Here is an 11890-nt window from a genome sequence, read left to right on the forward strand (position 1 = left end):
TATTAGCTTTTTGAGATCCATTTTTTGCACCTCAATAATTAAAATTGTCTGGCTTGCCTTCATTAGGCTGTGTACCTGTTATTACCTTTTGGTAATTCATGTTTATAAGAAAAAACTTCTTCAAAGCTTAAATCCTGAAAGTTCTTTAATACACCAGCAATAAACTTACTACCAGGATTTCTTTTACCATTTAAAACACGATTAACTGTACTATGAGCTACACCAATAGTTTCTGCAAATTTGCTTTCGGACATATTTTTTTCAAGTAAATACTTTTTTAAGAATTCTGCTCTCACAATGATATCTGTTGAATTAGTCAAGTTATCACCTCTTTTCCCTTTAAGTCATTACCTTATGGTAATAAAATATCACCAATTTTACCAAAAGGCAATACTTTTTATCATATTTTTTTTAAGTTTATTGCCTTTTGGTAATGCTACACTCTAATATAAAGTTATCGATGGAAATTAATGTTGAATGGATGATTTCTTATGACTGAATTCGGAACATATATAAAGAAAATTAGAGAATCAAAAAACCTAACCTTAAATCAGGTTGCTCTTTATTCTGAAATCAGCGCTGCTCAATTATCGAGAATAGAGACAGGAAAAAGAGGAGTACCAAAGCCAACGACAATAAAGAAAATTGCAGAAGCTCTAAAGACGGATTACGATCAATTAATGAAAGTAGCAGGTTACTTGGAAGAAACATCAACAAAAAGCACATCTTCCACAAAAGACGAAAAAGACATCGCAAAAAGAATGGAGAAAATTCGTCAAGACCTTTCTGAAGACGATGGCTATATGTTAATGGGGGAACCAATTAGCGAGGAAGCAAAGGAATCAATCATGGATGCCATGGAATATGCAATTAGACAAGCCACCAGGATTAACAAAAAGTATATTCCAAAGAAATATCGTGATAATCAGGACTGATTAGATGAAGGATTTAATTGTTGCTGAAGTTCAACGATTAATTAAGAAATTCAAGACAAGAGATCCTTTTCTAATCGCTGAGAAACTTGGTGTCCATGTCGTACCATGGGATTTTACGGATGAAGTCCAGGGAATGTACAAATATGAAAGAAAAAATAAATTTATTTTCATAAATAACAATTTGGGCAAAGTCCGTAATTTTGTCATGGGACATGAATTAGGTCACTCGGTTCTTCACCCCAAACATAATGCTTCATTCCTAAAAAAGAATACTTTCTTTCCAGAAAGCAAATACGAAAGGCAAGCAAGTCAATTCGCTGTAGAGTTGTTACTTCCAGACGAAAGTCTAAGTGAATATGAAGATTCACATCTTTCAATCTATGAAATTGCTGAAATATATGGTGTGCCAAGAGAACTTGCTCACTTAAAAAAATTTAAACAATAGATAGTTTTTTCCATAAAACCAAACCATGTGACACGTAGATTTGCGTGTTTTTATATTGAGTATTGATGGGTAATTAATCCATAAATACATAAATTTATTAAAAAGGAGATTGGATAAGATGAAGTACAAGTTTTTACTAGTTATCTCTGTTCTATCTCTAAGCTTTATCTTAGGGGCATGTTCAGGTACAGAGGAAACTAAAGAGCCGGTAAACAAGCCTACTGATGAAGTTAATGAAAAAGCAGAAGAACCGAGTGACACCGAAAAACAAATATCCGAGCAACAACAGAAAACTATTGACTCTCTCAATAACTTCCCAGAGTTCATAAATAATTATAAAGAACTCGGTGAAGAAAAAAAGCCTACATGGGATAATTACCTATACGGTCAAGAAGTAACTTGGTCAGGCACTATAATGGAAATAGGTTCTTCACAAATTTGGGTATTAGGTGCAGGAGAGTACACCGGTCAAACGTGGGATGATGTTAGTACATCAGGTAACGAAGCTTATAATGTTTTTGTTGCAGATTTTACGAGTAATCTCCTCACCGATCTAAAACCAGGTGATAGTGTTACAATCAAAGGCACCTTAGAATCACGTGGGGACTTCGATTTGAATTACCATTGGAAAATTTATAGCTCAGAGATTCAATGATTGGCCCTTTTGGGCTTTTCTTTTCAACTTTAAACGAACATATATTTCATGGAATTCTATTGGAAATTAAACAAAATTCCAGGAAGTTAGGGACTGCATGAACAGCATTTATATTTAACCTAATTACTCCTGTTAATATAAAAATATTAACAAAATGGGGGATTTTCAATGTTGTATGTACCAATTTTAAGGTGTAAAGCAGGAGAAAAGGATGCACTAACTCAATTAAAGGATGATGTAAAAGACAAAATTGTTCCTTTATTTGAAGTTGCACCAGATACTGTTTCTAAGTTCTCAGATATAACAAGGGCTTGGAAAAGTAGGAAGTTCTACTTTGACTTGCATGCTGCCCTAGAAATCGATAATGAAAAATATTTCGAGCTCATTGATAAATGCATTATGGATGATGTATTGACCGATATGATTCCAGTGGTACATGTTTCTGACGATTCTGAAAAAGTTGCAAAGGTTAAAGAAATTTCTGCTAACGGAATAGCGATTAGAGTTACAACAAATGAGCTTTCCGATCCAGACTTTGATTTTTCTTTCTCTGACATATTGAGAGAGATTGAACTTTCAAATTGTGATCTTATACTTGACGCACAGTATATTAATAATGACACATTGAATACACAGATTTTTGTGTTAAAAAGTACTCTTTCTACTATTCCTAAACTTGCCTCATTCAGGCGAATTATCATTGCCAGTGGATCGATCCCTGAAACTCTTAATGTACCTAAAGAGGAACTAGTATCCATTCAAAGGTTTGAAAAGATATTATTCGAAAACATCCGAAAAGCTTTAATGCAAAAAGACATTGCACCGATTTTTTCTGATTATACAATTTCACATTATTCCTACTTCGAATTTATTCCCGGAATGCAGATGTCCTTCAAGATCCGCTATGCAGCGGAAAATGAATATTTCATCTATAAAGGCCTGACTCTAAAAAAAGGGGGGTTGAAAATTGATAAAGTGCTAGAAGGATGTAAAGCAATAATTGAAAAGTCCGGACACTTTAAGGGTCCAGACTTCTCATGGGGAGACACTGAGATTTATGATAGATTCTCAGGGGAAACAACTGGACCAGGTAATCTTCAAAGCTGGGTATCAATAGATGAGAATCACCATATTACTCTCATGGTAGATCTTCTCTCCAACCGGTCCTAGTTTTTAGGGTCTCTCTCGTATAATCCTTTAATAGTTTAAATGTAATGTTTTCAATTGCCATCTCTTTGAGACCTGTTCTGTCTTTTTTTGAATAACCTCTTACCTTATTTTCTTTAAGGTAAGACCTTAACTCAACATTCCAGAGCAGGTCTAAGAGATTGTGTAAAGAGATCTTTTTATTCATTTTGGTTGATCGAATTTTCTTAATTGAAATAGTACCATACCTATTTACATATGCTACTTGTATACCCCAATGTGAAGGGATATAGTCAGCAATTCGATCTTCGAATTTTTGACCCACAACAATTGTATTTTTATCAAACGTTTTATCATAGCATTCTATTTGATTTGCTAATCTCTCCAGGCTATCATGATCACTCTTTATTTCAAAACCATGAAAAATTCCGTTTGCTAATGCAACATCAGCACGGGCCAATCCGTCGCAAATAACTAGTTCTTCAATTACCCTGTAGTGTTTGCCACGGTTTTCTTTATGAATTTTTTCAATTAATTTCGCCCTGATATCAAAATCAGTAAGCATACTACTTCACTCCATATTATTCGTTCAATTAAATATTACCATTAGGAATTATTTTTTAGAACAGAGAATTGAATATCCACCTAAAAAGTTGCCTGTTGAGCTAGGCATTTTTATTATAACACCAAACAGAACATATATTCCCTCATCAAAAATCTTGATAAAATTAATAAGGAGGATAAAATAATGGCAAGCGTTCAAAAACGAGGAACAAACTCTTTTATGCTTGTTGTAGAGGTCGGTTATGATTCAAAAGGCAAAAGAAAGAAGAAAACCAAAACCATACGAATAAAGGATCAATCTTTATTAAAAACAAAAAAGAAATTAAATGACTACTTACAGTCAGAGTTAGTGAAGTTCCAAATGGAAATTGAGTCAGGCGAGTACATTTCTCCTGAAAAAATGACTCTTGCAGAGTTCGTAAAAGACTGGCAAAAAAAATACGCCGAAAAAGGTGGGCTAAGTGAACAAACATTGGATGTGTACCTCACCCACTTTAAAAACCACATCCTCCCCACTCTTGGCCATATGCGACTAGATCAGATAAAGCCGATTCATATCGTTAACTTTTTATCTCAATTAAAAAAAGTAGATGGCAGTCCTATGGCTGTCTCCACTGCTCAATATGTATATCGTGTCCTTAGAAACATTCTACAGCGAGCTGCAGATTGGAAGATTATTAAATATAACCCTGCAGCAGATGTCAGCAAACCTAGCCAGCGAGGTATTCTAGAGAAAGAAATCAACGTTTATAATGAGAATGAGGTAGCAGTATTGTTTGATGCAGTCCAGGATGAACCAATACACTGGCGTGTATTTACTTCTCTTGCACTTGCTGCTGGATTAAGAAGGGGTGAATTATTAGGGCTGGAATGGTCTCATATAGACTTGGAGAAGGGTATTATTCAAATCAAACAGATTATTAGTCGAGGTACTGGTGGAAGGCCGATTTTAAAAGGTCCAAAATCCAGGAATTCAAAACGTGTTATTTCTTTGCCACCTATGATGGTCGAAGAGCTTAAAAAATACTATATACACTGGAAAAAAGAAAAAATGCGTATGAGAGATTTGTGGATTGAACATGAGCATGAATTTGTCTTTTGCAATGAAAACGGAAAACACTATTATCCCACTACGCCTACTACCTGGTGGAGACGATTTACCAACAGGGCTGGGGTCCGATTTATCAGGTTACATGATCTGAGACACACTTCAGCAACCCTATTAATAAATCAGGGTGTTCACGCAAAAATTATTTCAGAGAGACTTGGTCATTCCAATATCCGTATAACCATGGATACATATGGTCATGCTTTACAAACTGCAGATCAAGAAGCAGCTAACAAATTAGACTCAATATTTACACGGCAAAAAAATAGCATTTAAAAATTTCGTCAACAATTCGTCAACAATTGGGGTTTACTCTATATTTTTAAGAATAAAGAAAAAGCCTAGAACCGTTGAGGCTCTAGGCTTTTAACAGATGATTCCGACTGGGTTCGAACCAGCGACCTCTACCCTGTCAAGGTAGCGCTCTCCCAGCTGAGCTACGGAATCGTTATGAATATTTCCCTCTATTGGGGACAATATAAAATATACTTCACTACTACATAAAAGTCAATACCTATATTTCATCCAGAAACTATCAGGTTAAGAGCTTTATAACCAGATTACATTCCCTTTACAAATTCGGCTTTTGTACCTTAAAGGTATCTTTTTATGATTATATGCTTTATAATGCCCTCTATATGATTCATTTGTTAGTTGAATCAAACTATACAGGGTTACGGAAGGAGAAATATCAATGAAGAAACTAATGTATCCCTTTTTACTAGTATTAATATCTGCCGTTTTAGCTGCTTGTGGAGCTGACGATAAAAGCAAGAGTGCAGATAAAAAAGAAGAACCGAAAACAGCTGAAACCGATCAGCAGGACCAGCAAAAGCAAATGGAAGAAATGCAAAAGAAAATGGATAAGCAAAAGCTTGATGAAAAAAAGACAGTTGCAATTGTGAATGACCAGGAAATTCTTGGACGTGAGTATAACAGTGTGCTTACTTCTTCACAAATGATGTATCAGCAAATGGGACAAGACCCTACTACAAAAGATGCTGCAGAGAAAATTAAGAAGCAGACACTTGACAGTCTAGTGGGCCAGACGCTTCTTCTCCAGGAGGCTGATAAAAAAGGCTATAAAGCTTCTGATGAAGAAGTCAAAAAGCAGCTCGAAGAAACAAAAGGACAATTCAAGAATGATAAGGAATTTGAAACAGCAATGAAACAGGCTGGCCTTAATCCCGATTCATTAGAGACGGAAATTGCCAACAATATTAAATATACGAAATACATCGAAGGCGAGATTAAACCTGAGAATGTTACAGATGCTGAAATTCAAAAATTCTATGAGGAATATGCAAGCCAGGGTGGTGCTGAAGGACAGGAGCCCCCTAAATTGGAAGAAGTAAAACCGCAGATCAAACAGCAGCTCGAACAGCAAAAACAGCAGGAAATGCTCGTTAAGCATGTAGAAGAATTGAAGAAAAACGCAAAAATTGATATTAAGGTATAATTATCATTGACCAGCTCCCGTTTACGGGAGCTGTTTTTCTATATTTTTCCACATGGAATCTATTGGACATCTTCTTCCCCTTGAGTAATTATTTAAATGCTGTAATATGTATTGGGGAGGATTCTACATGACTAAATACACTACATTCATTCAAATAATTGCAGGCTATTTAATTCTCACTCTCGGTGTTTCACTAATCATCTTATCCAATCTAGGTGCAGGTGCCTGGGACACTGTTTATGTTGGGCTTTTCAATAAGTTCGGTCTTACCATTGGAACATGGTCATTCCTGGTTACGGCTTCCCTTATATTTTTCAATGCCATACTCTCCTGGGAAAAACCGCAGTTTAAATCATTTATTGGAACCATTTTAGCGAGTCTGGGGATCGATTTTTGGATGGAGCTTGTTTTTAGCGGCTTCACCGTTACACACTATCCCTATCAGATACTTGCCTTCTTTACTGGTATTATCCTTCTGGGCTTCGGAGTATCTATCTATATCCGCCCGCAATTATTCAGCGGCCCCATTGATGGATTAATGATCGCAACTGCCAAAAGGCTCAATATCAGTATGAAGACTGCACGTATTATTAATGAATTTTTAGCATTGGCCATTGGCCTTCTCTTAGGCGGTCCGGTCGGATTGGGTACTTTGTTAGTAGCCATCTTTTTAGGCTATGCCATACAATATGGAACTGTCCTTCTCAATCACTTAAAAGATAAGGGTTTAAAGATTATTTAAAAGACTTCATTTTTGAGGTCTTTTTTTATGCGAACAAATTTTCGTATTTCACTTGATTAGGAACGCATGTTCGTTTATAATGTAAATAAACGTAAGGAGGGATTTCTCTATGAAAGGAATTCTTTATCGTGCTATGGAAGAGAGAAAGCCTGTGGAAATCATTTATCTCTCCAAACGCAATTCATTTTCACAAAGAAAAATATTAATCAAAGAACTTCGAGGCAGTACGATTTTAGCCTATTGTTTATATAGAAAACAAATGCGTATCTTTAATTTGAATCATATTATGTCCATTTTGCCCGAAAAGAAAGCTCGCCAGATCAGCTAAAGGACAAATTCACTTCATCCATCAAGGCTGTATTTCACAGAAGAAATACGGCTTTTTATTATGATTCCTTCCCGATTATTCTGCTCCCTTTGGGGTATATATTCCCTAACTGGGAATGGACCCTTAAATTCCACATGATTAGGAAAGGAAGGATTTTATGAAATCTAGCTCATTATCTTTCATTACTGCATTGTTTGCAGGCAGCCTTATACTGGCAGGCTGTAATCAGACTGAAGAGCAAATTGTAGAGGAGGAAGACAAAAACAACCCTTCTACGGAAGAACAGCGGGCAGAAACGGAAGAAACACCCGAAGAAAACAAAAGAATAACTGAAGAAGTTGGCTTGGGAGACACTCGAGACCTTTTCACAGAGGCTTATGGTGAAAATAAAAACAACGAGGAGATAGCCCGCTTTAATGGAGACAGTATGCTGGTAGAGTTTAAAACCCATCGCGCAGTTAATATTGAGCTGCAATTTGAGGATATGGAAAAAGAGATGAGTAATGAAGAGGTTCTTGCATTTATCGAAAAAAGGATTCCGAAAGATGCTGAGGAAGTTAACAGAGTTAAAGAAGATAATAACCAGCGTGAAATCATTGAGTATAAAAGCAAACTATTAAAAGACACCCTCAGTGAAGAAGTATATGAAGGCGATGAACCCGGTACATTCACTGTTCTATTAACCAGCAGTGAAGAAGATTATGTCAGTGCCACACTTTCTATCGGCCATAGCGACCAAGGAGCTTGACATCCCCGGCAAACAGAAGCAAAAAGGAAGGATCTCATATGAGCATCCTTCCTTTTTGCTTTAAATTTATTTTTATACTTCGGGAAATTTCTGACTCAAACGCGTAAACTTTTTTTAACAGATTAAGCTGTTTGCGGCTTGGCCTGATCGTCTTTTTTTATGAAAACCTGCAATGCAATTAACAGGATAAAGATACCTAATCCTATAATATCAGTAACCCCTTCAGGGTAAATAAGCAGCAGGCCTCCTGCAATTCCAAGCAGTCTTTCAAAAATATTCAACTTACGCAGCCAGTAGCCAATTACACCCGCGCCAATTGCCATCATACCTGCTAAAGCGGTGAATACTACCCAGATTAAGTAATACCAGGTGGTATCGATCATCAATAACTCCGGTGACAGGACAAACATGTATGGGATAATAAAAGCCCCGATGGCAAGCTTGGATGCTGTTACGCCTGTCTTTATCGGATCTCCGCCAGATACTCCAGCTGCGGCAAATGCTGCAAGAGCAACTGGAGGTGTGACATCTGCCACAATACCGAAGTAGAATACAAATAAGTGAGCAGATAAATCAGGTACACCCAGGAGAATGATTGCCGGGGCGGCTATTGTTGATGTAATAACATAGTTTGCCGTTGTTGGTGATCCCATTCCCAGGATAATTGCTGCAACCATTGTCAGCATCAAAGTAGGAATCAACAGCCCGCCGGAAAGATCAAGAAGGCCATTCGCCATCTTTAATCCAAGACCTGTCTTTACAACTACCCCAACAATAATACCTGCCGCAGCTGTTGCTGCAGCAACGCCCAAAGCTGTGCGTGCACCATCAACTAAAGCATCGATTGCATCTCTGAATCCAATACGTGTTTCCTTGCTGATCATACTTACTGCAACCGTAATGACAATTGACCAAAGAGCAGCACGTATTACGCTCATTCCGCTCATCAGCAGGATGATAACTGCTAAAATCGGCAGCAGCAAATAAATCTTCTTCATAACTTCTTTGCGGTTAGGCATCTCTTCGTCTTTAAGGCCCCTAAGACCTACACGTTTCGCTTCGAAGTGAGTCATGATCCAGACTCCTGCAAAATATAGAAGCGCAGGAATTGCTGCTGCCTTTGCAATATCCCAATATGTAATTCCGCCGCCAATAAACTCAACCATTAAGAAGGCAGCAGCACCCATGATTGGAGGCATAATCTGGCCGCCGGTTGAAGCAGTCGCTTCAACTGCGCCAGCGAATTCTTTTTTGTAGCCAAGCTTTTTCATCATAGGGATGGTAAATGAGCCTGAAGTTACTACGTTAGCTACAGAACTTCCGCTAATTGTTCCCTGCAGTGCACTTGAGAATATGGCAACCTTCGCCGGTCCGCCTGTTCTCTTTCCAGCGATGGATACCGCCAAATCATTAAAATACTGGCCAACCCCCGTTTTTACCAGGAACGAACCAAATAACAAGAATAGGAAAATAAACGTAGCAGATACGCCTAAAGGGGTACCCAGAATTCCCTCGGTCGTAAAGAACATGGTCTGCACCAATCTTTCTAAATCAAGACCCCGGTGCGCCAAAAATGCCGGCATATATGGCCCGAACATCGCATAGGCAAGAAAAATGACGGCAATAATGGTGATGGGAAGACCAACCGCACGCCTGGTCGCTTCCAGAACCAGAAGAACTGCAATTAGACCTACATAAAAATCAATCTCGGTCAGACGGCCTGCCCTCATGACAATTTCATCAATAAAAAGTGGCCAATAAGCTCCTACAGCAATACCCAGTATAGCTAAAATGATATCGTACCAGGCAACCTTATGCTTTCGTCCCCTGTCTTTCTTCCTTGCAGGGAATAATAGAAAGATTAGGGCTAATGCAAAACCTAAATGAATCGAACGCTGCAGCTGGGCTGTAAGCATCCCGAAAACCCCTGTATATAAATGGAAAAGCGAAAATGCCAAAAGCCCAAAAAAGACGATCCAGCCTAATACTCCTCCTAATTTCCTTGTACCAGCCTCTGGATCGTATTTCTCCAGCAATTTCTGCTGTTCCTCAAGAGATAATGTTTCTCCTTTATTTTCCAAGGATATTCACTCCTTTCAACACCTCGATTAAGTTTATCTTTTTCGCCTTTATTCGTACCCATGTACCAGGTTCGATATAATCTGTAAGGACATATTCCCGGCCTTGCAAAATCAATCTGTGATTGGCTCTGACCTTACCCAGCCTTAAGTCAAATGAAGGAAAAACCCTTTTCATATTCTTAATATAATATTTGCCGTTCTTTTGTTCAAATGTTTCTCCATCTGAAGCATTTTCAGGCATGCCAATGGCAAAATCCTCATACATGAGTTCGAACAATTTAATACTTCCATCTCCGGTTATGGTATAGCTTTCTACAACATCAGTAAGGTGGATGGAATGTGTATACTTTATCTTAAATGTTCTGTCCTCTTTAATAGGGAAATAAGCAATCACCTTTCCTTTGTTTTGATACTCAAAAACAACTGCCTGCTTAATGGGTATGAAGAACATGATTGCAATGGTTATGATTACGAGGAGTGCCAGGAACGCCTTTTTATACCCTGGCTTATTAAAGTTCATGAAACCTCCACCTAAAAAAATTTGTCAGCTTTTACAATAGATTGCCACTTCATTTTAAAAATTAATTGACCGGCGCAATAACCTTATCAGGTTTTACAGCCGGCCAGATTTCATCATTCGATTATGTTAGTGAAAGATTATTCAGCTTTAAAGCCTTTTTCGTCAAAGTATTTTTTAGCACCAGGGTGCAGTTCAATACCAGTACCTTTAACAGCATTTTCAGCCTTAATCATTTTTCCTTTGGCATGTGTAACTTTATCAAGGTTTTCAAAGATTGCTTTCGTAATATCATAAACTACATCATCTGAAAGGTCATTTGAAACAACAAGCATTGCCTGTACTGCTACTGTCGGTACAGCTTCTGCAAGCTTATATGTTCCAGATGGCACTTCATCCTGCACATAGTAAGGATATTTCTCAATTAATGCATCAATTTTATCCTGCTCAATCGGAACAATCACAACATCTTCAGTTGCAGAAAGTCCTTCTACAGCACCTGTAGGTGTTCCGGCTGTAACGAATGCAGCATCAATATTGCCATCCTGGATTCCGGCAGTTGACTCATCAAAAGAAAGGTCCTGTTTTTGGATGTCATCCAATTTGATTCCATGCACTTCAAGAATCTGTTCTGCGTTTGCAGCAGTTCCTGAACCAGGCGCTCCGATTGAAACTTTTTTGCCTTTTAAGTCTTCAACAGATTTAATGCCAGATTTTGCAGTAGTAACGATCTGGATCGTTTCCGGATAAAGTGTGCCGATCGCACTTACATTGTCAACCGCTGCACCTTCAAACATTAATTTACCTTCTTGCGCATATGAAGCAATGTCAGTTTGAGAGAAAGCAATCTCTGCGTTGCCATCTTTCAGTGTGTTCATGTTTTCTGCAGATGCACCTGAAACTTCAGCATTTGTATCAATGCCTGTTGCATCAGAAATAATCTCAGCGAATGATCCGCCCAGCGGATAGTATGTACCGCCTGTTCCACCAGTCACGATGCTCATGAACTTAGGCTTGTCTGCGCCGCCTTCTCCATCTCCGCCGCCTTCATCTTTTCCGCCGCCGCAGGCTGCAAGAACCATAGAAAGCGCTAACAGAAGAGCTGTGGCTAGGAATATACTTCTCTTTTTCATCCTATTTCCCCCTTTTAAAGATTAGATTT

Annotated in this window: 14 protein-coding genes and 1 tRNA gene; 9 read left to right on the plus strand and 6 right to left on the minus strand. The window is 38.1% G+C overall.

Translation table 11 applies throughout. The annotated features are described in order from the left end of the window. Positions 1–62 precede the first annotated feature (62 nt). The gene (locus tag ACTHRG_RS08230) at positions 63–320 is read right to left on the minus strand and encodes a helix-turn-helix domain-containing protein (protein ID WP_083675288.1); all 258 of its coding nucleotides are present in this window, start codon (positions 318–320) and stop codon (positions 63–65) included. Positions 321–491: 171 nt separating this feature from the next. Between ACTHRG_RS08230 and ACTHRG_RS08235 the strand changes: the two genes are divergently transcribed. The 4 genes from ACTHRG_RS08235 to ACTHRG_RS08250 all read left to right on the plus strand — a co-directional run bounded on the left by ACTHRG_RS08235 (position 492) and on the right by ACTHRG_RS08250 (position 3205). After that, positions 492–935: a helix-turn-helix domain-containing protein gene (locus ACTHRG_RS08235; protein ID WP_076256761.1), complete on the plus strand. Its 444-nt coding sequence runs from the start codon at positions 492–494 to the stop codon at positions 933–935. A 4-nt stretch (positions 936–939) separates the two neighbouring features. Then, positions 940–1380: an ImmA/IrrE family metallo-endopeptidase gene (locus ACTHRG_RS08240; protein ID WP_076256759.1), complete on the plus strand. Its 441-nt coding sequence runs from the start codon at positions 940–942 to the stop codon at positions 1378–1380. Between the two features lie 118 nt (positions 1381–1498). After that, positions 1499–2035, plus strand: a complete 537-nt coding sequence (locus ACTHRG_RS08245) for a hypothetical protein (RefSeq protein WP_076256757.1) — start codon at positions 1499–1501, stop codon at positions 2033–2035. Between the two features lie 168 nt (positions 2036–2203). Continuing rightward, entirely contained in the window at positions 2204–3205 is a 1002-nt protein-coding gene (locus tag ACTHRG_RS08250) for a beta family protein (protein ID WP_076256755.1), read from the plus strand. On the opposite strand, the gene ACTHRG_RS08255 is transcribed toward ACTHRG_RS08250, so the two are convergent. After that, on the minus strand, positions 3174–3746 hold the full coding sequence (locus ACTHRG_RS08255) for a sce7726 family protein (RefSeq protein WP_076256753.1): 573 nt from the start codon (positions 3744–3746) through the stop codon (positions 3174–3176). The genes ACTHRG_RS08250 and ACTHRG_RS08255 overlap by 32 nt on opposite strands. Positions 3747–3929: 183 nt before the next feature. Here ACTHRG_RS08255 and ACTHRG_RS08260 point away from each other — a divergent pair, with 183 nt between their 5' ends. Then, positions 3930–5129, plus strand: a complete 1200-nt coding sequence (locus ACTHRG_RS08260) for a tyrosine-type recombinase/integrase (RefSeq protein WP_076256751.1) — start codon at positions 3930–3932, stop codon at positions 5127–5129. Between the two features lie 98 nt (positions 5130–5227). Here the strand turns inward: ACTHRG_RS08260 and ACTHRG_RS08265 are convergent. Beyond that, positions 5228–5300, minus strand: a tRNA-Val gene (locus ACTHRG_RS08265). Between the two features lie 247 nt (positions 5301–5547). Here ACTHRG_RS08265 and ACTHRG_RS08270 point away from each other — a divergent pair. The 4 genes from ACTHRG_RS08270 to ACTHRG_RS08285 all read left to right on the plus strand — a co-directional run bounded on the left by ACTHRG_RS08270 (position 5548) and on the right by ACTHRG_RS08285 (position 8130). After that, positions 5548–6312, plus strand: a complete 765-nt coding sequence (locus ACTHRG_RS08270) for a SurA N-terminal domain-containing protein (protein ID WP_076256749.1) — start codon at positions 5548–5550, stop codon at positions 6310–6312. A 127-nt stretch (positions 6313–6439) separates the two neighbouring features. Further along, on the plus strand, positions 6440–7054 hold the full coding sequence (locus ACTHRG_RS08275) for a YczE/YyaS/YitT family protein (RefSeq protein ID WP_076256747.1): 615 nt from the start codon (positions 6440–6442) through the stop codon (positions 7052–7054). Positions 7055–7163: 109 nt separating this feature from the next. Next, complete coding sequence (locus ACTHRG_RS08280; RefSeq protein ID WP_048009084.1) at positions 7164–7382, plus strand: hypothetical protein; 219 nt, start codon at positions 7164–7166, stop codon at positions 7380–7382. Between the two features lie 157 nt (positions 7383–7539). Continuing rightward, the gene (locus ACTHRG_RS08285) at positions 7540–8130 is read left to right on the plus strand and encodes a hypothetical protein (RefSeq protein ID WP_076256745.1); all 591 of its coding nucleotides are present in this window, start codon (positions 7540–7542) and stop codon (positions 8128–8130) included. Positions 8131–8252: 122 nt separating this feature from the next. Here ACTHRG_RS08285 and ACTHRG_RS08290 read toward each other — a convergent pair whose 3' ends face one another. From ACTHRG_RS08290 to ACTHRG_RS08300, 3 genes are all read right to left on the minus strand, one after another. Further along, positions 8253–10211, minus strand: a complete 1959-nt coding sequence (locus ACTHRG_RS08290; RefSeq protein WP_076256743.1) for a TRAP transporter permease — start codon at positions 10209–10211, stop codon at positions 8253–8255. Next, the gene (locus tag ACTHRG_RS08295; RefSeq protein WP_076256742.1) at positions 10201–10731 is read right to left on the minus strand and encodes a DUF1850 domain-containing protein; all 531 of its coding nucleotides are present in this window, start codon (positions 10729–10731) and stop codon (positions 10201–10203) included. Before ACTHRG_RS08295 ends, ACTHRG_RS08290 begins: the two co-directional genes overlap by 11 nt. Before the next feature lie 137 nt (positions 10732–10868). Beyond that, on the minus strand, positions 10869–11861 hold the full coding sequence (locus ACTHRG_RS08300; RefSeq protein WP_076256740.1) for a TAXI family TRAP transporter solute-binding subunit: 993 nt from the start codon (positions 11859–11861) through the stop codon (positions 10869–10871). Between the last annotated feature and the right edge of the window lie 29 nt (positions 11862–11890).

Source organism: Cytobacillus sp. SAFR-174, from assembly GCF_051964675.1.
GTDB lineage: Bacteria > Bacillota > Bacilli > Bacillales > Cytobacillaceae > Cytobacillus.